Consider the following 19,950-nt stretch of genomic DNA (forward strand, 5'->3'; position numbering starts at 1 on the left):
CACCCCCTCCACGTACCATGAGCCAGGAAAGCCTTACCGCCCGTTACCGCCCTCAGAGTTTTGCAGAAGTGGCCGGCCAGGACGCTGTCAAGCGCATCCTTTCCCGGGCTGCGTCCACCGGACGGGTCGCGCCGGCCTATCTGTTCAGCGGGACGCGCGGGGTGGGCAAGACCACCCTGGCCCGCATCTTCGCCAAGGCCCTGAACTGTCAGAACGGCCCCGCCTCCGAGCCCTGCAACCAGTGCCCGATCTGCCGCCAGATCACCCTCGGTTCGGCCGTGGACGTGGTCGAGATCGACGGCGCCTCCAACACCGGCGTGGACAATGTCCGCCGCCTGAAAGAGGACGTGGGCTACGCGCCGCTGGAGTGCCGCTACAAGGTCATCATCATCGACGAAGCGCACATGCTCTCCAAGCAGGCCTTCAACGCGCTCCTCAAAACCCTCGAAGAGCCGCCAGGCCACGTGACCTTCATCATGGCCACCACGGAGCCGGAAAAATTTCCCCAGACCATCATCAGCCGTTGCCAGCATTTCGTCTTCAAGCGTCTGCCCCAGGCCGAACTGGTGCGGCACCTGGATGGCGTGCTCAAGCGCGAATCCTTTCCGGCCGAGCCTTCCGCCGTGACTCTTGTCGCCCGGCGCGGGGCCGGATCGGTGCGCGACGGCATGTCGCTTTTGGGCCAGGTCATGGCCCTGGGTTCCGATTCCCTGACCCTGGCCGACGTGCGCGAGGTGCTGGGCCTGGCCGGTGGCGAGGTCTTTGTGCGCCTGATCGAATGCGTGCAGTCCCGCGACCTGCAAGGCCTGCACGCCCTGCTGACCCAGATCCTGGACCAGGGCGTGGACCTGGGTTTCTTCCTGCGCGAGCTGGCCGGTTGCTGGCGCAATCTTTTTCTGTTGCACCAGATGGGTGACGCCGCGCGAAGCATCATCGACCTGCCGGCCGAAGAGGTGGACATCTGGGCCGCTGTCGCGCCCGGCTTTTCCCTTGGGCATTTGCACGCGGCCTGGCAGATGACCATGGACAGCCAGCGCAAGGTGCTGACCAGCATGGAGCCGGCCCTGGCCCTGGAACTTTTGCTCCTCAATCTGGCCTGCCTGCCGGATCTGCTGGCCATGGGCGCCGGTGACGCCCGCCCCGGCGGCGATCCCGGCGGCGGAGCTGCCCCGGGGCGCCCCGCCCCGCCCCGGCCTCAGGCACCGCCCGTCCCGCCCCGGTCCGTTTCCGCGCCGGCGCGCCCTGCCTCGCAGCCTCCGGCGTCGACGGTTACGCTGCGGGAAGCGCAGGCTGATTTCAAAAGCCGGGCCGATGGTCCCGGCGCTGTTCCGCCCAGCTCCGCCACGCAGGCCGCGCCTGCCACGCAGTTCGCGCCCGTCGCCCAGCCCGCGCCCGTCCCCCAGCCCGCGCCCGTCGCCCAGCCCGCGCCCGTCGCCCAGGCCGCGCCTGTCGCACAGGCCGCGCCTGTCGCACAGGCCGCGCCTGCCGGTCCCAGGAATTGGGCCGGATTCGTGGCTTTTTGCGCCAAGCGGGGGGAGGGGGCAAAGCCTCTGCCAGGTCTGGACAAGGCCCAAGGGGAGCTCCGGGGCGCGGAGCTTGTGCTGACCAGCCAGCATATTTTTTTGTGCGACCGCTTAAAAGCCAGCATGCCTTTGTTGACGGAAGCGGCGCGTGCCTATTTCGGCCCGGGGGTGGCCGTGCGGGTTGATGCCCCTGCGGAGTCGGTGCGCAGGACCCGCACCGAATTGCGCGAGCTGGCGCTGGCCGATCCCGTGGTGCGTGAGGCTCAGGAAAAATTTCAGGCCCGGATTGTCGAGGTCCGGCCCCCAGCAAACGGAAATTCCAAGGAGAGCGAGATATGAACGAACTTATCAGACAGGCGCAGATGATGCAGAAGAAGATGCTGCGCACCCAGGAAGAGATAGGCAAGAAGGAAGTGGAGACCAGCGTCGGCGGCGGCATGGTCACGGTCAAGGCGACCTGCTCCGGCGAGATTTTGTCGGTGGTTATCGACCCGGCCGTGCTCGAAGACGTGGAAATGCTCCAGGACATGGTCCTGGCCGCGGTCAACGAAGCCTTGAAGAAGGGCAAGGACATGATGCAGGGCGAGATGGCCCAGATCACCGGCGGGATGAAGATTCCCGGTCTTTTCTAGGGCATATCGGTGCAGCGCCTTCCCGCCCCTTTGCAAAAGATAGTTGATCAGTTTTCGGCCCTGCCCGGGGTGGGGCCGAAAAGCGCCTTGCGCATGGCCCTGACCCTGCTCAAATGGCCCGAGGAGTCCGTGCGTTCCTTTGGCCGGGACATCGAGGGCCTGCGCAGCGCCCTGCATATCTGCTCGCGGTGCTGCGGCCTGGCCGACAGCGATCCCTGCCATCTCTGCGCAGACCCCAAGCGGACGCCGGAACAGCTCTGCCTGGTCTCGGAATGGGACAGCCTCATGGTCATGGAGGAATCCGGCATCTTCAAGGGCCGTTATCTGATCCTGGGCGGCCTGCTTTCTCCCCTGGACGGGATCGATGCCAGGTCGCTCGAGATGGACAAGCTCGAATCCATCCTGCGCGAGGGGCAGGTGCGCGAAGTCATCCTGGCCCTGGGTTCGACCATGGAGGCCGAAGCCACGGGGTCCTATGTGCACAACCTGCTGACGCGCAGCTTTCCGGACGTTGCCGTGACCCGTCTGGCCCAGGGCATTCCGCTGGGCTCGGAGCTCAAGTACGTGGACCGCGAAACCCTGAAACAGTCCCTCAAACACAGGCAGTCCCTGTAGCCCCATGTGCAGCATACAGGGCGAAGTCATTACCGTCGTCTACCACAATCCCGATAACGGGTACGTCATCGCGCGGCTGGATTCGCCGTCCGAGCCCGGCCAGGTCAACGTGGTCGGGCTGCTGGGCGATGTGGCTCCGGGTGAATCCCTGCGCCTGACCGGCGAGTGGGTCGAGCATCCCAAGTTCGGACGGCAGTTCAAGGCCGAGTCCTGCGAGCATCTTCTGCCTGCGTCCATAAACGGCATCCGCCGCTTTCTGGGCTCCGGCGCGGTCAAGGGCATCGGCGAGAAAACCGCCGACCGCCTGATCAGCCGCTTCGGCAGCCAGATTCTCGACATCATGGATTCGGACCCCGAGCAGCTGCTGGAAGTGGAGGGCATCGGCCCGGCCAAATTGAAGACCATAGTCTCGTCCTGGCAGGAGAAGCGGGAAGTGCGCGGGCTGATGCTCTTTTTGCAGACCCACGGCGTAGCCACGACCTTCGCCCACCGCATCTTCCGTCATTACGGGGTCAACGCCGTGCAGCGCCTGCGGGCCAATCCCTATGATCTGGCCTACGACATCCATGGCATCGGGTTCCGCACCGCCGACGAGGTGGCCTTGAAGCTCGGCTTTGCCGAGGACGCGCCCCAGCGTCTGGAGGCCGGGGTGGAATACTGCCTGCGCCAGACGGCGGATGGGGCGGGGCACATGTTCCTGCCGCGTCCCACGCTGGCGGAGGAGGCGGCCAAGCTGCTGGGCTGCCATGACCTGGAGCTGATCGAGGAGCAGATCGACGCCCTGGCCGAGCGCAAGCGTCTGGTGATCGAGCCCTTGCCGGAAAAGGGCGTGGCCGAGGCCGTTTTTCTGACCTATTTCTACCGCACCGAGCGCGAGATCGCGTCGCGCCTGCAGGGCCTCCTGGATCATGTCAGCCGCCTCGACCCGCAGAAGATATCAAAAGCCGTGGAGCGTGAGGAGCAGCGCCAGTCCCTGACCCTGTCGGAAGAGCAGCGCGCGGCGGTGGAGTCGGCCTGCGGGCACAAGGTGTCCATCATCACCGGCGGGCCGGGCACGGGCAAGACGACCATCACCCGTGTCGTGGTGCGGGCCTTGAAAGCCCTGGGGCTGAAGATTTCCCTGGCCGCGCCCACGGGCCGGGCCGCCAAAAGGCTGGCCGAGGCCACCGGGTTCACGGCCACGACCCTGCACCGCCTGCTGCGTTATCAGCCGGCCACTGGGTTCGAGTTCAACGAGGAGAAGAAACTCTCCGCCGACGTCATGGTCGTGGACGAGGTTTCCATGCTCGACTGCGGTCTGTGCCTGTCGCTCCTGCGCGCCCTGCCCCTGACCTGCCGCCTGGTTTTCGTCGGCGATGAGAATCAGCTGCCGTCGGTGGGCGCGGGCAACGTGCTCGGGGACATGATCGAAAGCGGCGTGGTCCCGGCCGTGCGCCTGACGCACATCTACCGCCAGGCGCGGGAGAGCATGATCGTGGTCAACGCCCACCGCATCAACGAGGGCGAGTTTCCCCTCGGCAGCCCGGAGGCTCCGCCCAAGGCCGATTTCTTTTGGGTCGAGAAAGAGAATCTCATTGAACTGCAGGCCCTGGTCCTGCGCATGGTCTGCGAGCGCATCCCCGAAGCGTACGGCCTTGATCCCATGACCGACGTGCAGGTGCTCACCCCCATGCACAAGGGCGAGGTCGGTACCGTGGCCCTGAACCGCCTGCTGCAGGAACGCCTCAATCCGGATGGCCGGGAACTGGTGCGCGGCCAGCGTGCCTATCGGGTCGGGGACCGCATTCTGCAACTCAGGAACAACTACGACAAGGAAGTCTTCAACGGCGACCTTGGCCGCATCCTGGCCATCGACACCGAAGACGAGACCTTGCATGCGGAATTCGATGGCCGGGAGGTGGAGTACGGGTTCGACGAACTCGACGAGATCGGTCTGGCCTACGCCATCAGCGTGCACAAGAGCCAGGGCAGCGAGTATCCGGCCGTGGTCATGCCGGTGGTCTCGCAGCACTACATGCTCCTGCAGAGAAATCTCATCTACACCGGATTGACCAGAGCCAGGAAGCTGGCCGTGCTCATGGGCTCGCGCCGCGCCATGCACATGGGCCTGGGCAACGAGCGCGGGCGGCAACGCCATACGTCTCTGGCCGTGCGCCTGGCAAAAGAGGGTCAAATCTAGCCCAAGGGGCTGAAAGGACGGACAAATGGGGCCGAAATCATGGATTTGCGGGCGCGAGATGCGTTGACAGGGCCGCGAAAGCTTGTCTATGGAGTCTCTTTTGTGGATTGCGGGCGTGGCGGAACGGTAAACGCACCAGCCTTAGGAGCTGGCGCCAAAAGCTTGTAGGTTCGAATCCTATCGCCCGCACCAAAAAATAGTGAGCAAGCGTCCTGGCAAAGAGGCCCGAAGGCCAGAACTATTCAGGACTGTTCGGACTTATTGAGGAAATGGCGGGAACGGGCAGACCACGGAAAACAGTTTCGGTCCGTCTCCCGTATCAGATCGATTATCCGGGCCCCCGAGGGAGCGCCCATCACCTAAGGAGTGGAGTCATGGAATACAAAGTCGAAGAACTTTCCCCGGTCAAGCGCAAAGTGGCGGTGGAAGTAAGTGTCGAGGAAGTGCATGCCGCGCTGGCCGCCACCGTGGCCCTGTACCGCAAGGGTGCCGACATCAAGGGCTTTCGCAAGGGCAAGGTCCCGTCCTCCGTGGTCGAGGCCAAGTACCGCAAGCAGATTTACGGCGAGGCCACGACCGACCTGATCAACTATCATATCAATGATATTCTGGGCGAACTCAAGCTCTCCCCCCTGTCCCGCATCGACGTGGATGCCAAGGAGATGGAGCGGGACGAGAATTTTTCCTATTCCTTTTCTTTTGAAATCGCTCCCTCTTTCGACCTGCCCGAGTACAAGGGCCTGGCCGTTGAAGAGGAAGACGTGGTCGTCGACCCGCAGCAGGTTGAGGACGTCATCGAGCGTATCCGTCAGAACATGGCCAAGACCGTGATCATTAAAGAGGAGCGTCCCGCCGCTACCGGCGACATCGCAGTCATCGACTTCCAGGCTTTCCAGGACGGAGCCGCCATGGAAGGGATCGCAGCCAACAAGTTTGAGCTCCCCTTGGGCGAAGGCAATTCCTTGCCCGAGTTCGAGGATATCGTCATCGGCATGACGCCCGGCGAAACCAGGGAGAATGCGCTGACCTTTCCCGCGGATTTCATCAACGACAAGCTGGCCGGCCAGACCGTGTCCATGCAGGTCACCCTGCATGCCATCAAGGCCCGCAATCTTCCCGAGGTCGATGATGATTTTGCCGACCAGGCCGGCGGCTACTCTTCGGTGCAGGATCTGAAGGACGCCATCGAGAAGTCCTATGTTTCGACCCGCAAGCAGCTGGTCAAGGGCGATGCCCAGAAGAAGCTCCTGGACGGCATCAAGGCCGAGATCAGCTTCGAGCTGCCGCAGAGCATCGTCGAAGAGCAGATCGACAAGCAGATCGTGGAGCTGCAGGGCAAGCTTGAGCGTCAGGGCAAGAGCCTCGACTCTCTGGGTCGCACTCCTGCGGAGCTGCGCGAAGAGAACCGCGCGCAGGCCGAGGACGTGGTCAAGTCCTCGCTGGTCCTGCTGGCTATCGCGAATGCCGAAAATCTGACGGTCGATCCGCAGGAAGTGGATCTGGTCCTGCAGAAGATGGCCGCATCCACCGGTCAGGACTTCCATTCCATCAAGGATTATTACGAGCAGCACAATCTGATGATCCCGCTGAAAGATCGGGTCCTGGCCGACAAAGCCATGGAGCTTATTTACGAAAACGCCACGGTGACCACGGTTCCCCCGGCAGCCGCCCCGAACGCATAGTTTCTTGGAGGGCCGGGCTTGACCCGGCCCCTTTTCTTTTCCGGGGAGTTCGCGCTCGATCTGGCAGGCAATGTGCAGGTGGAAGCGGACGAACCGCGAGTCTCAGCACACAACCCTTGACACCCTGCTTCGGATCGTTATTTTTCAAATCTTTGGTGTCTGTCCCTATTTTGTTTTTCAGGAGCTTTCATGGTCAGTAATTCCGTATTCGTCATTGAAAACACCGGCCGCGGCGAGCGGATGTACGATATATATTCCCGCCTGCTCAAAGACCGCATCGTGCTTCTGGGCACTCCCATCGACGACCACGTCGCCAATTCCATCTGCGCCCAGCTGCTTTTTCTGGAGTCGGAAAATCCGGAGAAGCAGATCTACATGTACATCAACTCTCCCGGCGGGGCAGTGACGGCCGGCATGGCCATCTATGACACCATGCAGTACATCTCCGCGCCCGTGGCCACCCTGTGCATCGGCCAGGCCGCAAGCATGGCGGCGGTGCTTCTGGCCGCCGGCGAGAAGGGCATGCGCTACACGCTGCCGCATTCACGCATCATGATCCACCAGCCCATGGGCGGTTTCCAGGGCCAGGCCACGGACATCGCCATCCAGGCCAAGGAAATCATCCGTCTGCGCGGGGAATTGAACGGCATCCTGGCGAATCACACCGGCCAGACGCTGGAAAAGGTTGAACAGGACACGGAACGGGATTATTTCATGAGCGGGGAAGAAGCCTGCGCTTACGGTCTCATCGACCAGGTCCTGGCCTCCCGCAAGGAACTGGAATAGATTTCGGGAATTATTTTAGAATTTTTGAGGTAATCATGGCGGAAAGAAAAAAAAGAACTGGCAAGGATCTGACCTGCTCTTTTTGCGGAAAGGGACAGGACGAAGTGTTGCGACTCATTGCCGGTCCGGATGTATACATCTGCAATGAATGCATTGGCCTGTGCGATGACATTTTGAAAAATGACAATCGCAAGGAAGATATTGATTCATCGGACATCCCGTTGCCCCAGGAGATCAAGGCCGCCCTGGATGATTACGTGGTCGGCCAGGACGACGCCAAGAAGATCCTGTCCGTGGCAGTGTACAACCACTATAAGCGCATCAAGTACCACGCCCTGGTCAAGGATGACGTGGAACTCGACAAGAGCAACATTCTGCTGATCGGGCCCACGGGTTCGGGCAAGACCCTGCTGGCACAGACCCTGGCCCGCATCCTGAAAGTGCCCTTTGCCATCGCCGACGCCACGACGCTGACCGAGGCCGGGTACGTGGGCGAGGACGTGGAGAACATCCTGGTCCAGCTGGTGCAGAACGCCGACTACAACCTGGAGACGGCGGCCAAGGGCATCATCTATGTGGATGAGATCGACAAGATTTCGCGCAAGTCCGACAGCCCGTCCATCACCCGCGACGTGTCCGGCGAGGGCGTGCAGCAGGCGCTTTTGAAGATCATCGAAGGGACCGTGGCCAACATCCCGCCCAAGGGCGGCCGCAAGCATCCGCAGCAGGAATTCATCCGCCTTGATACGTCGAACATCCTTTTCATTGTCGGCGGGGCCTTCATCGGACTGGACGAAATGGTCAAGCAGCGCGTGCAGGGTTCGAGCATGGGTTTCGGCGCCACGATGCGTCGCAAGCAGGACGACAACACCGACAGCCTGCTCAAACAGGTCCACCCCATGGACCTCATCCGTTTCGGACTTATTCCTGAATTTACAGGCCGCATTTCGGTCATCACCTCGCTCACCGAATTGAACGAGGACGATCTGATGCGTATCCTGCAGGAGCCCAAGAACGCTCTCATCAAACAGTACCAGAAGATGTTCGAGCTTGAGAACGTGGAACTCAAATTCACGCAAAATGCCTTGAAGGCCCTGGCCGCCAGAGCCATCAAGCTGGAAACCGGGGCCCGGGGCCTGCGGTCCGTGATGGAATCCATCATGCTCGACATCATGTACACTCTGCCGTCCACCAAGGACGTGACGGAATGCGTTATCAACAAGGCCGTGGTGGAAGAGGGCAAGGAACCTTTGCTCCTGTACAAACCCGAGGCCAAGAGCGCCTGACCATCCGTGGTCGGCCAAGACCTGCGAGACCAACCATGACCGATGCCATTGTTTTCGAGAAATCCACCTACGGGAGCATGATCCTTCCGGTCATGTCCCTGCGCGAAGTGGTCATGTTCCCCAAGTCCATCGTGCCTCTTTTCGTGGGCCGGGACTCTTCCATCAAGGCCATCGAGATGGCCTTGGACAAATACGAGAAGCGGATTTTTCTGGTCGCCCAGAAGGACCCCGGCCAGGAGCGTCCCGATGTGGACGGCCTCTACGCCGTGGGCACGGTCAGCAAGGTGTTGCAGATGCTGCGCCTGCCCGACGGGACCATCAAGGTGCTCTTCGAGGGCCTGTACCGCGCGTCCTGGGACCATGAGCGCGGGCTCATGATCGAGGACGATATCCAGATGGTGCGGACCACCGCGCTGCCTGACATCGAGGGTAGTCTCATGGAAGGGGAAGCCCTGGTCCGTGCCACCCACGAGGCGGTGGAGGAGTACTCTCAGGTCAACCGCAAGCTGGCCAAGGAGACTATCCTGGCCATTACCAGCGTGTCCCAGCCCGGCCGTCTGGCCGACAGCATCGCCCCTCATCTCAAAGCCACCTACGATCGCAAGCAGGGTGTTCTCGAACTGCGCAATCCCGTCCGTCGTCTGGAGCGGGTCTATGAACTCATCCAGGAAGAGGTCGAGGTCTTTTCGCTGGAAAAGAAGATCAAGGGCCGGGTCAAGAAGCAGATGGAGGAGAACCAGAAGGATTACTACCTCGGCGAGCAACTCAAAGCCATCCACAAGGAAATGGGGCGCGACTTCGATCCCAAGGCCGACATGGAGGAGCTCGAAGTCCAGCTCAAAGACAAGGACATGCCCGCAGAGGCCCGCGCCAAGGCTATGGCCGAGATGAAGAAGCTGCGTCAGACTCCGCCGTCCTCGGCCGAGTATGCGGTGCTGCGCAACTACGTGGACTGGATCCTGGCTCTGCCCTGGAACGTGGTCCGCGACGTGGACATCGACATCAAGCAGGCGCAGAAGATTCTGGATGACGACCACTACGGGCTGGAAAAGCCCAAGGAGCGCATTCTCGAATACCTGGCCGTGCAGGCGCTGGTCAAAAAATTGCGCGGCCCCATCCTGTGTCTGGTCGGCCCTCCCGGCGTGGGCAAGACATCCTTGGCCAAATCCATCGCCCGGGCCACGGGGCGCGAGTTCGTGCGCCTGTCGCTGGGCGGCGTGCGCGACGAAGCCGAGATTCGCGGCCATCGACGTACCTATGTCGGAGCCCTGCCGGGCAAGATCATCCAGTCCCTGAAGCGCGTCTCGACCAACAATCCGGTCTTCTGCCTGGACGAGGTCGACAAGATGAGCATGGATTTTCGCGGCGACCCTTCGGCCGCGCTGCTTGAAGTGCTCGACCCGGAACAGAACAGCGCCTTCAACGACCATTACCTGGACATGGACTACGACCTGTCCCAGGTCTTTTTCATCACCACTGCCAATTCCTTGCAGACCATTCCGCTGCCTCTGCAGGACCGCATGGAGATCATCACCATCCCCGGCTACCTGGAGACGGAGAAGGAACGCATCGCTTCGGATTTTCTGCTGCCCAAGCAGCTTGAGCAGCATGGTCTCAAACCCGAGAACCTGAGCATGTCCAAGGGCGCGATCCTTGAGATCATCCGCCGCTACACCCGCGAATCCGGGGTGCGCAACATGGAGCGCGAGCTGGCCTCGGTCTGCCGCAAGGTGGCCAGGGCCCTGGTGGAAGAGGGCGACATGGACAAGACCGTGGCCGTGACCAAGTCCATGCTCGGCACCTACCTTGGAGTTCCCAAGGTTCGCCACGGCCAGCGCGAGGAAGAGGCCCAGGTCGGCGTGGCCACGGGCCTGGCCTGGACCCAGGTCGGCGGAGAGCTGCTGTTTGTGGAAGTGGCGCTCATGCCCGGCACGGGCAAGATCGAGATCACCGGCAAACTTGGCGACGTCATGCAGGAATCGGCCAAGGCGGCCATCAGCTACATCCGTTCCCGGTCGGAATTTTTCGGGCTGCGCAAGGATTTCTACAAGGAGATCGACACCCACATCCACGTGCCCGAAGGGGCCACGCCCAAGGACGGGCCTTCGGCCGGGATCACGCTGGCCACCTGCCTGGCCTCGGCCCTGCTCGACATCCCCGTGCGCAACGACGTGGCCATGACCGGGGAGATCACCCTGCGCGGCCGGGTTCTGCCCATCGGCGGGGTGCGCGACAAGCTCCTGGCCGCCCACCGGGGGCTCATCACAAAAGTGCTGATGCCCAAGGAGAACGAGCGGGATCTGAAGGAAGTGCCGAAAGTCATCCTGAAGGATCTGGAGATCGTCTTTGTCGAGAACATGGACCAGGTGCTCTGCGAGGCCTTAAAAGACGTCACCATGGAGACGCTTTTCTGCCCGACCGCCGATATCATCCCGGTCTCCAAGGCCCTGCACAAGGGGCATGAGTTTACAAGCACGCAGTAATCGTATTTCGCGGGAAATGATTCAAACGCGAGAACCCCCGTCGCGCAAGCGGCGGGGGTTCTCGCGTTTGTTTTAGGCTGCGCCAGGGACTTCTCGTCGAGAGAATAATGTCTTCAGCCAAGCCGACGGTTTTTTTCCGGGGCTGGAGGTGGATTCACCCCATGCGGTAGACCCAGACGGGCTTGTCCGCCCGGTTTCGGAGCACGACGACAGGTTTCAGCGTCGGGGCTTCGAATTCAAGGCTGACCAGCCAGCTTCCTTGGGAAAGCTCCTGCCTTGCTTTCGCTGCTGCCGGTCCCATGCTCTCGGGTCGCTGAAACATGTAGACCATGGAGTAGCCCGACCAATCCTCTTTCCAGATATCCGCGTGGCGTACTCGGGCGAAAGGGCAGCGCCAGGCGCACAAAAAGCGCAGGGGCCAGCTTTTCTCGAGCCCGTCAAGCTGCGCCACAGGATAGACCCGGTGCAACTCCGCAAGCCCCGCACCGAGTCCGCAACCGGCGTCCAGAATGCGATCCGTGCATTTGAGCGGCGCGATCGTGTCCAATCCGTCCAGAATGCCATGGGGAGTGGGGAAGAGCGGGGCGTCCCGCCAGGCGCTCATGGGGTAGAGGAGCAGCAAAAGTCCAAGCGGGATGAGCCAGGCCCAGGGCGAAAGCCCGGCTCCGAGGTTTGAGGCGGCCAAAGACAGGGGAAAGCCGGCGCTGATGAAAAGTTTGCGCCAGGCAGAGGCGGCGCGCAGGCCGGCCGCGAAACCAAGGCTTGTGGCCAGGATCAGACTCCACAAAACAGGAATTTGCAGGGCACTCAGGCTCAGGAAAAGCGCCCAGCACACGCTCCAGGCGATAAGGGCGGGTAGCGGCCACGGCAGGACCGGGCGGCGGCCTGGGGCGTGATCTGTACTACCCGGCACGGGCTTTGGCCGAGTTTTGGGTCTGGTCATGCTGATTCCGGAAAAAGGGTGAGCCTTGAAGGCCGGACTGTGCGGGAAACGCGGGCAAAAGAAAAGGGGCGCAGAGTATGCGGAGGCGCGTTTTTTTGTTGTGATCCCTGCGGTTTTATGCTGCGCTGCCAGCGCAATGAAACACGATTCCTCCACCTCCGCTCCAACCGATCTGGCCCAGGCCCGCGCCACGCGCAACCCTTTGCGAAAGCTCTATTACTGGGTCCTGCATTGGGCTGCCACGCCCTATGCCCTGCCCGCCCTGGTGGTTTTGTCCTTTGCCGAGAGCTCTTTTTTTCCGGTGCCGCCCGACGTGCTGCTCATCGCCTTGTGCTTTTCGACGCCCGCGCGTTGGTTCAAGCTGGCCGCCTGGTGCACCGCGGCCTCGGTTGTGGGCGGACTGCTTGGCTATTTCATTGGTTGGGGTCTGTGGGAGACGGTGGGGCAGCCCATCGTACGGATGTATCATGGCGAGGCCGTGGTGGAGATGGTCCGCGTCTGGTACGAAAATTACGGATTTTTCGGCGTGCTGGTCGCGGCGGTGACGCCCATTCCCTACAAGGTCTTCACCATCGCTTCCGGCATGATGAGTTTTGATTTGGCACAGTTCGTCCTGGCCTCGGTGCTGGGCAGGGCGATGCGCTTTTTCCTGGTGGCCGGCCTCATCCGCCTCTATGGGGCGCGCATCAAGCCCTTTATGGAACGGCATTTCGAGCTGGCCGCTTCGGCCCTGGTTGTCCTGGCCATTCTCGGGTTCATGGCCATCAAATACCTGAAATAGCGCCTCCCCTTCGCGGAGCAAAACCTCTGTCAGTTTTTGGGCCAGATCTTGGTCAAGGCGCGCATGCTCTTGCTCTCCACCCAGGGCGCGGTGGTTCGCGCGTACTCCGTGAAATGGGGCGTTTCACGGTGGATGCCGTAGAACGTCGCCGCATCCGTATATGATTCGTAAAGGGTGATGCGGGACGGGTCTTCGGGGTTTTCGAGGATGTCGAAGCCAAGACATCCCTCTTCCCTGCTCATGGAATTCTCTCCCTGTCTGAGCACCGCTTCCCTGAAATTCTCCACGAATTCTTTTTTGATAACGATATCGACGATGACGACGAACATGAATCCCTCCGGTTTTGTATCGGCCGGGGAGGCGCTCCGCCCTGTCTGATCGGCTCCCCGGCCGGACTGGGCAGGATTTTCTCCCGGCGACGTGCATGAGAAGCGACGGGGTGCAAAAACGCCCCGGCGGCATTTGCGTTTGTCCACCTTGGCGGTGCCGCCTCGTCCGCCATCGTGTCGCTAACAAACCAGATGGCGGTCGTTTCGCAGCCGCTTGAGTAGCGTTCGCAACGTATTTTTTTAGCACTCAGCGGGTTTCCTGCCAAGAGAGATTTGCCAGCCATCTTTAAGAGTGCCATTGAATTCAGGCAGGTGTCTGGTCAGACGGAACTTGGCCTCGGACCGGGTAGGATAACAGGCGCGCGGTATTGGCTTCTCATTTTTTGCGGTGATGAGTATTGACAGAATTGGGCCTGCCGGGATAATTCGCGCTCATACGAATTAGTCGCGTCTAATAATTATTTGTTGTGAGTCGAGACTGCTGACGGTGTTACTCTTCTGTTTACGGGTGCTTTGGGAAGGTAGTATGTGGCGTAAAGACGTTGTGTATAAAAATAGTTAGCTGTGTCTAATAAATGTGTGCGCACCGCTACCGATCTTTCGAGACATGACGCGGCGCGATGTTCACGGCCGGGAAAGATGAACGGGATATTGCGCCTCGTTCATGGGGACAATGAAAATCAATCGAAATCGTGGAGGATATATGTGTTTCAAGCTGGATAACGGATCGGAATTGTTTTCGATTCAGGAAATGCACCGGTTGCGAAAGAACTCGAGCGGCGTGATGGGGTCACGGTCATGGGCCAGAAAGACGGGCATCGGGGACGCGCAAAGCCTTGAAAATAGCGATGGGGCGGGTTCCTGCCAAGACGAGAGCAAGCGACGCGATGCCGTGGAAAAGCACCGGGAAGTACAGGGATGAGGGAAGTTATGCATCTTCATGGAATTGACTCGTTGCGCGTGGAGATATCCGAATCCACGCTGGCCAGGCTTTTGGCGGAAGGCCATCTGGGGGCCTCGGAGCTGCGCTGCCTGGACCATGCGTCCGGGCGGCGCTTGCGACGCTTGTGTCTGAAAAGCTGCGTCTGGCGCAAGGCCGGAGGCGGCTGCAACGCGCCGGGCTGCTGCCCGTTGCGGCGTGAGGGTGCGAAGTGTTGAATTTTTTTTGCGGCGGCCAGCCCGTGAAGGAGCGAAGTTCCAGCCGCGTGTCCGCTCCGGAAACGGCCGCCCAGGCTTCCTTCGACCCCGGCCGTGCGTCCTGGCCGTCGCGTATCGGCATCGTCAGGCGGGTGGCGTTGCTCCTGTTTGTCCTTGTACTCGTGCCCATGGGGACGACCCTGGCCATGCTCGAATCCGGGACGGTCATCGACCCCGTCAACATGCTCGTGGCCAGCCTGGCCGTTGCGCTGGGCCTTCTGGCGCCGATAAGCCGGATCGGGGCGCATTTTCTGGTGCTCCGCGACCTGCGCCTTCTGAACGAGTTCTGCTCGCAGATCCAGCAGGGCCGCTACGGTGCGCGTTTTCCCGTAGGCCTGGAGGGTGATGACGAGCATGAAATGCTGCGCCTGAAGCGCAACATGAACTGGATGGCCCACCACATCGAGACGCAGACCAAGAAGCTTCATGAACGGCTCGACGAGAGCGACCTGCGCAAGCGCTTCTACGAGGAAATGTCCTATCGCGACCCTTTGACCGGACTGTACAACCGGCGTTACTTCGATTGCTTTGTGCCGAATGCCTTGCGCGACCCCGCGCGACGGCAGGGCGTATTCCTGGCATTGCTTGATTGCGACGGGTTCAAGCGTGTCAACGATACGCATGGTCATCAGGTCGGGGATGAAGTTCTGGCGACCTTGGGCCGTGTCATCGGCGAATCGGTGCGAGAAGGCGTGGACGTGGGTTTCAGGTTTGGTGGCGACGAATTCGGAGTCATTTTCCGTACCGTTGATTTTTCTGCCTGTCTCGGTGCCTGCGAGCGGATTCGAGTCCGTTTCGCGAACAGCAATGCTGACGGATGCACGGTTTCCATCGGCCTGTGCGCCTGGAGCCCCGCGCTTGGGCACGACATGCCCGATCTGGTGCGCAGCTGCGATACGTGCCTGTACCAGGCCAAGGGCCTGGGTGGAAATCAGGTGGTCACGAACGAGACCGTTTCCATTCCGCCCCGCCTTTCCTCTCCTGCCCCGTCCTAGGGCATCAAAACCCACTTCGTGCGGCGTGCCCGCAACGCTCTCATCTTTTACGATGTAAGGAATCGTATGTTTCATAATACCGGATGCCTGTTTTGTCAGGCAGAGTCTGTTACGGCCAAGGCCGATCCCTGCGCTCCGCTGGCGCTGACCCTGCATCAATTGGCGGAATCCCTGGGCAGGGCCGTGGACGCCAAGGACGCCTGGACCTGCGCCCATTCCGAGGAGGTGGCCGTGGTCAGCCAGATACTGGCCCTGAATATGGGCTTCACGCCCGCCCAGGCCGAGATTGTCCATCTGGCCGGGCATCTGCACGACATCGGCAAGATAGGCATTCCCGACGCCATCCTGCAGAAGCCCGGGCCTCTGACGCGGGAGGAATTCGAAATCATCAAGCGGCATCCGGCCATCGGCGAGGGCATCGTGCAGCCGGTCAAGGCCTTGAACGGCCAGAGCGGAGTGGCGCGCATGATCCGCCATCACCACGAACGGTACGATGGATCGGGCTATCCGGACGGATTGAGCGGATACGACATTCCGGTGGGCGCCCGGATTCTGGCCGTAGCCGACAGCCTCTCGGCCATGATGCAGGAGCGACCGTACAAGAGCGCCATGTCTTTTGAAGACGCCGAGGCCGAGATTCTGTCCCAGTCCGGGAAAATGTACGACCCGAGGGTGGTGCGGGCTTTTGCCAAGGGCCGCGACCACATCCTGTCCTGGGTTTCAGGCATGCGCGGGGATGTGAGGGCCGCTGGGTGACTGGTTGGGAAAGGTGCTCCAATCTGACCGAGCGTTGGAAGGGCGAGCGCATGTCGACGGGATCCGGGCAAGGACTGCCTGAACTCCTTCGCGGGCCTCGTAATGCTTCCCGACCTTGAGGTTCGGGCATTCTGCCGCGCTTCGTGCGGCAAACGGCCGGGAAGCAAACGATGCCCGGCTCAGTCAGACAGCAGGCAGCCTTTGCCCGGCCCCCGCCGACACGCTTGAGGCGATGCGGGAAGGGGTTGGAAATGGCAGGCAGTTCCCGTGCGGCCGCGAGTCGGGCTTGGCCGGACAAGGGCTGCCTAAGGGCGGGGTGGTTGCCTCTTCATCTTTTTCTGCGGGCCCCCGCCGACACGCTTGAAGCGATGCGGTAAGGGGTTGGAAATGGCTGGCAGTTCCCGTGCGACCGCGAGCCGGGCTTAGCCGGACAAGGGCTGCCGAAACTCCTTTGCGGGCCTCGTAATGCTTTCCGGCCTTGAGGTTCGGGCATTCTGCCGCGCTTCGTGCGGCAAACGGCCGGAAAGCAAACGATGCCTGGCTCAGTCAGACAGTCGGCAACCCTTGTCCGGCTAAGCCCGGCCCGCTGGAGTGGTGTGGAAATGGGGGGGATGGTTTGATGCGTGTGATCGAAGGCGGTTGTATGATACGATTCGGGTGTCAGTAGATCTTGCGCTTGGAAAAGCTTGAGCCCAGCACCGTGAAGGTGTTTTCCACGATGAAGAGGGCCTGCGGGTCGTGGGTGAAGGTGATTTCTTCGAGCTTTTTGAGCTGGATGTTGTTGACCACGGTCATGAGCACGTTTTTTTCGCGCTTGCTGAACGCGCCCATGCCTTTGAGGAAGGTCGCGCTCTGCTTCATGGAATCGAGAATGGTCTGGCTGATGGCTTCGGAATGATCGGAGATGATGAAGACGACCTTGCGTTGCGAAAAGAGCGCCAGGGTCTGTTCGACCATGGCCGAGGAGATGAAGACCAGAATGAGGGATACGATGACCAGATCGGCGGGCATGATCGTCAGGCACAGGAGGAAAAGGGCAAGGTTGAATCCGAAATAGACCTTGCCCACGCCGATATTGTACGTCTGGAAGAGATAGACCGCGATGATGTCCAGGCCTCCTCCCGATCCCAGAGAGCGCAGGATGAGCCCGCCGCCAAGCCCGTTCAGCACGCCGCAGGCTACGGCCGCGTAGAATTGGTTGTGAATCACGACGTCTATGTCCATGACCTCGAAGGCCACGGTCATGACCACCATGCCGTAAAGGCTGTAGAGCACGAAACGGGGGCTGAGCTTGTACCAGCCCAGAATAAAAGCGGGCAGGTTGATCAGGAAAAAGAGGATGCCCGGCGTCAGCCAGCCCGTTTTGTAATATATGAGCGCGCCCACGCCGAAAAAACCGCCGGGGATGAACTGTTGGGGCACGGCGATGCTTTTCATGGCGAAGGCGCACAGGAGCGCGCCGCTGGTGATCAGAAAGAGATTCCAGCGGACGGAGTAGGCCAGATCAAAACGTTTAATTGCAGGCTTCAAGGGGTTTATACCAGACATTCATGCTCTCAAGATCGCCTTTGATCTGGGTGTTGTTGGGCAGGGTGCCGGCAAAGTCGTACCCCTGCCTGGCGAAAACGATGTTCATGCCGGTGGCGTGGGCCCTGGCGATGGTGTAGGCGGTGTCGATTCCGGCCTTGGCCATCGCTTTTTCCATATGGGCCAGGAGGATGCTGGCCAGACCCTTGCCGCGACAGTCCGCGAGCGTGGCGAAGTCCGTCATTTCCACGTTGCCGGCCGAACAATCCATTTCAGCCGAGGCCAGGGCTGTCAAGCGACCCGCGTCATCGCGAATTCCGAAGTAGCGCACGTGCGAATCCATCGTCGAGCGCAAATACTCCGGGTCGTGGATGGGAAAGGGGTAGGTCTCGAAGACCTGGCGGTAGAGATCCGCCATGGCTTGCGCATCCTCCGGTTTCATTGTGACTGTCTTCCACCCTTCGGGCAGGCTTCGCCCGCTGTGCACGCTTTGCTCCCTGGCCGTACTCAGCACTTTTTGCACCAGTTTGGGGCTGCTTATGACCGAGCGTTCCCGCTTCGGATATTTGGCCATGAAGCAGCCGTCCTGGTTGCCGTTGAACATGCCCGGAACCCTGGCCTCCACCTTGAAGCCCTGGGCCCTGAACCAGCCCTCGGCCTGCCCCGGAACCTTGGCGAAAAGCTTGGAGTAGCCGTTGGTCGAAGCAAGCTGCTCCATGAAGCGGATGATGCGCGGCACGTCCGGGGACGCCAGCTTCATCAGATAGACCCGGTCGCTGGCCGGCCCGTGCTGGAGCAGAGCCCCTGTCATGCGGATCATGCTGTCAGGCTGCATCGGTGCGCCTCCCTATGCGTTCGTTCTCTTCGGGGGTCAGGCTCTGGGTGTCGTCCCAGTCGGCCAGCAGGCTTTCGATGCCGATGGCCTTTTCTTCGGCGTCGGCCTCGCGCAGCTGCAGGTTGCAGGTCGTGCATTCGCGGTCACAGTACGTCGGCTCGTAATGGGCCGGCTCGTGGTAGGTGGTGATGACGCCCTCGTAGTTGCGCAGCACGACCTTGTTCGCTGTCCACGAGATGATGTAGTTGGGCATGAGCGGAATCTTGCCGCCGCCGCCCGGAGCATCGACCACATACGTCGGGATGGAGAAGCCGCTGGTGTGGCCGCGCAGGCTCTCCAGGATCTCGATGCCCTTGCCGATGGGCGTGCGAAAATGGGTCAGGCCCTCGGACAGGTCGCACTGGTACAGGTAATAGGGGCGGACCCGGTTGCGGACCAGCTTGTGATTGAGAACCTTGATCAGGCGCGGGCAGTCGTTCACCCCGGCCAGGAGCACGCTCTGGTTGCCAAGGGGGATGCCTGCGTTGGCCAGCTTGGCCAGGGCCTGCTTGGACGAGGCCGTGATCTCCGCCGGATGGTTGAAATGCGTGTTGATCCAGAGCGGATGATGCTTTTTGAGCATCTCGACCAGTTCGTCGGTGATGCGGTATGGCAGAACCACCGGAGTGCGCGTGCCGATGCGCACGACCTCTACGTGCTCGATGCCGCCGATCTCGGTCAGCAGCCAATCGAGCATGTCATCCGAGAGCAGAAAAGGGTCGCCTCCGGACAGGAGCACGTCGCGCACCTGCGGAGTGTTGCGGATATATTCGATCCCCTGGCGCAGGTCTTCACGGCTGGGGATGGAATCACGGTCGCCGACCTTGCGCTTGCGGGTGCAGTGGCGGCAGTACATGGCGCAGGTGTTGCTGACATGCAGCAGCACCCGGTCCGGATAGCGGTGGGTCAGGCCGGGCACGGGGGAATCCTCGTCCTCGTGCAGAGGGTCGCTCATGTCGTGGCTTTCGATGCGCAATTCGTCGGTCGAGGGAAAGGCCTGCATGAACACGGGGTCGTTGCGATAGTCGCTGGGATCAATGAGGGACAGATAATACGGAGTGATGGCCATAGGAAATTTTTCCGTGGTGTTCCTCAGCGCTTTGCGCTCCTTCTCGGTAAATTCGATGCCAAGCAGACGCTCGACTCCCTCGATGCTTTTGATGCTGTTGCGGACGTGCCACTTCCAATCCGTCCAGTTGGAACGGGTGGCGTCCGCCGCGATGTTTTTTGCCAGGCGCCGCTGGTTTTCGGAATATATGTGCATTTGATCTCCTTTTCCGCGACCGTTAATTTCTGAATTATGACAAGAAAAATTGATTCCAGAATTACAGTATGCAATTGGTGCGTTCAAAAAAAGTCAAA

18 protein-coding genes and 1 tRNA gene are annotated in these 19,950 nt (G+C 61.0%); 14 read left to right on the top strand and 5 right to left on the bottom strand.

Features of this window, described 5'->3' with window-relative positions:
• The first annotated feature begins 17 nt into the window (after window positions 1-17).
• The 9 genes from dnaX to lon all read left to right on the top strand — a co-directional run bounded on the left by dnaX (window position 18) and on the right by lon (window position 11,186).
• Window positions 18-1,862: a DNA polymerase III subunit gamma/tau gene (gene dnaX / locus DBAC_RS00975; protein WP_012805406.1), complete on the top strand. Its 1,845-nt coding sequence runs from the start codon at window positions 18-20 to the stop codon at window positions 1,860-1,862.
• Complete coding sequence (locus DBAC_RS00980) at window positions 1,859-2,155, top strand: YbaB/EbfC family nucleoid-associated protein (RefSeq protein WP_012805407.1); 297 nt, start codon at window positions 1,859-1,861, stop codon at window positions 2,153-2,155. Before dnaX ends, DBAC_RS00980 begins: the two co-directional genes overlap by 4 nt.
• A 9-nt stretch (window positions 2,156-2,164) precedes the next feature.
• Window positions 2,165-2,770: a recombination mediator RecR gene (gene recR, locus DBAC_RS00985; RefSeq protein ID WP_012805408.1), complete on the top strand. Its 606-nt coding sequence runs from the start codon at window positions 2,165-2,167 to the stop codon at window positions 2,768-2,770.
• Between the two features lie 4 nt (window positions 2,771-2,774).
• Window positions 2,775-4,949 (top strand): SF1B family DNA helicase RecD2, encoded by a 2,175-nt coding sequence (gene recD2 / locus DBAC_RS00990; protein WP_012805409.1) that lies wholly within the window; start codon window positions 2,775-2,777, stop codon window positions 4,947-4,949.
• Between the two features lie 109 nt (window positions 4,950-5,058).
• Window positions 5,059-5,141 (top strand) — tRNA-Leu (locus DBAC_RS00995).
• 182 nt (window positions 5,142-5,323) lie between these two features.
• Window positions 5,324-6,631 carry a trigger factor gene (tig, locus tag DBAC_RS01000; RefSeq protein WP_012805410.1) on the top strand — a complete coding sequence of 436 codons (1,308 nt, stop codon included), beginning with the start codon at window positions 5,324-5,326 and terminating at the stop codon, window positions 6,629-6,631.
• Window positions 6,632-6,820: 189 nt separating this feature from the next.
• The gene (clpP, locus tag DBAC_RS01005; RefSeq protein WP_012805411.1) at window positions 6,821-7,417 is read left to right on the top strand and encodes an ATP-dependent Clp endopeptidase proteolytic subunit ClpP; all 597 of its coding nucleotides are present in this window, start codon (window positions 6,821-6,823) and stop codon (window positions 7,415-7,417) included.
• Window positions 7,418-7,452: 35 nt separating this feature from the next.
• Window positions 7,453-8,703 carry an ATP-dependent Clp protease ATP-binding subunit ClpX gene (gene clpX, locus DBAC_RS01010; protein ID WP_012805412.1) on the top strand — a complete coding sequence of 417 codons (1,251 nt, stop codon included), beginning with the start codon at window positions 7,453-7,455 and terminating at the stop codon, window positions 8,701-8,703.
• Window positions 8,704-8,738: 35 nt separating this feature from the next.
• A complete protein-coding gene (gene lon, locus DBAC_RS01015; protein WP_012805413.1) occupies window positions 8,739-11,186 on the top strand; it encodes an endopeptidase La in 2,448 nt (815 codons plus the stop codon).
• 154 nt (window positions 11,187-11,340) lie between these two features.
• On the opposite strand, the gene DBAC_RS01020 is transcribed toward lon, so the two are convergent.
• Complete coding sequence (locus tag DBAC_RS01020) at window positions 11,341-12,129, bottom strand: class I SAM-dependent methyltransferase (protein ID WP_012805414.1); 789 nt, start codon at window positions 12,127-12,129, stop codon at window positions 11,341-11,343.
• A gap of 136 nt (window positions 12,130-12,265) precedes the next feature.
• On the opposite strand from DBAC_RS01020, the gene DBAC_RS01025 reads away from it, so the two are divergent.
• Window positions 12,266-12,910, top strand: coding sequence for a YqaA family protein (locus DBAC_RS01025; RefSeq protein WP_012805415.1), 645 nt, complete (start codon window positions 12,266-12,268; stop codon window positions 12,908-12,910).
• Window positions 12,911-12,939: 29 nt separating this feature from the next.
• Here DBAC_RS01025 and DBAC_RS01030 read toward each other — a convergent pair whose 3' ends face one another.
• Complete coding sequence (locus DBAC_RS01030) at window positions 12,940-13,239, bottom strand: putative quinol monooxygenase (RefSeq protein WP_012805416.1); 300 nt, start codon at window positions 13,237-13,239, stop codon at window positions 12,940-12,942.
• Between the two features lie 703 nt (window positions 13,240-13,942).
• On the opposite strand from DBAC_RS01030, the gene DBAC_RS01035 reads away from it, so the two are divergent.
• The 4 genes from DBAC_RS01035 (at window position 13,943) to DBAC_RS01050 (ending at window position 16,187) form a co-directional block, all read left to right on the top strand.
• Window positions 13,943-14,161 carry a hypothetical protein gene (locus DBAC_RS01035; protein WP_012805417.1) on the top strand — a complete coding sequence of 73 codons (219 nt, stop codon included), beginning with the start codon at window positions 13,943-13,945 and terminating at the stop codon, window positions 14,159-14,161.
• A gap of 8 nt (window positions 14,162-14,169) precedes the next feature.
• Complete coding sequence (locus DBAC_RS01040) at window positions 14,170-14,397, top strand: hypothetical protein (RefSeq protein ID WP_012805418.1); 228 nt, start codon at window positions 14,170-14,172, stop codon at window positions 14,395-14,397.
• Complete coding sequence (locus DBAC_RS01045; RefSeq protein WP_012805419.1) at window positions 14,391-15,431, top strand: GGDEF domain-containing protein; 1,041 nt, start codon at window positions 14,391-14,393, stop codon at window positions 15,429-15,431. The genes DBAC_RS01040 and DBAC_RS01045 overlap by 7 nt, the downstream gene beginning before the upstream one ends.
• Window positions 15,432-15,497: 66 nt before the next feature.
• The gene (locus DBAC_RS01050) at window positions 15,498-16,187 is read left to right on the top strand and encodes an HD-GYP domain-containing protein (RefSeq protein ID WP_012805420.1); all 690 of its coding nucleotides are present in this window, start codon (window positions 15,498-15,500) and stop codon (window positions 16,185-16,187) included.
• A gap of 660 nt (window positions 16,188-16,847) precedes the next feature.
• Here the strand turns inward: DBAC_RS01050 and DBAC_RS01055 are convergent.
• From DBAC_RS01055 to kamA, 3 genes are read right to left on the bottom strand one after another with little or no spacing between them, the layout of a single operon-like run.
• Complete coding sequence (locus DBAC_RS01055; RefSeq protein WP_012805421.1) at window positions 16,848-17,735, bottom strand: YitT family protein; 888 nt, start codon at window positions 17,733-17,735, stop codon at window positions 16,848-16,850.
• Entirely contained in the window at window positions 17,701-18,549 is an 849-nt protein-coding gene (gene ablB / locus DBAC_RS01060; RefSeq protein WP_012805422.1) for a putative beta-lysine N-acetyltransferase, read from the bottom strand. The genes DBAC_RS01055 and ablB overlap by 35 nt, the downstream gene beginning before the upstream one ends.
• Window positions 18,539-19,852: a lysine 2,3-aminomutase gene (gene kamA, locus DBAC_RS01065; protein WP_012805423.1), complete on the bottom strand. Its 1,314-nt coding sequence runs from the start codon at window positions 19,850-19,852 to the stop codon at window positions 18,539-18,541. Before kamA ends, ablB begins: the two co-directional genes overlap by 11 nt.
• Window positions 19,853-19,950: the final 98 nt, after the last annotated feature.

It is taken from the genome of Desulfomicrobium baculatum DSM 4028, assembly GCF_000023225.1.
Classification (GTDB): Bacteria; Desulfobacterota; Desulfovibrionia; order Desulfovibrionales; family Desulfomicrobiaceae; genus Desulfomicrobium; species Desulfomicrobium baculatum.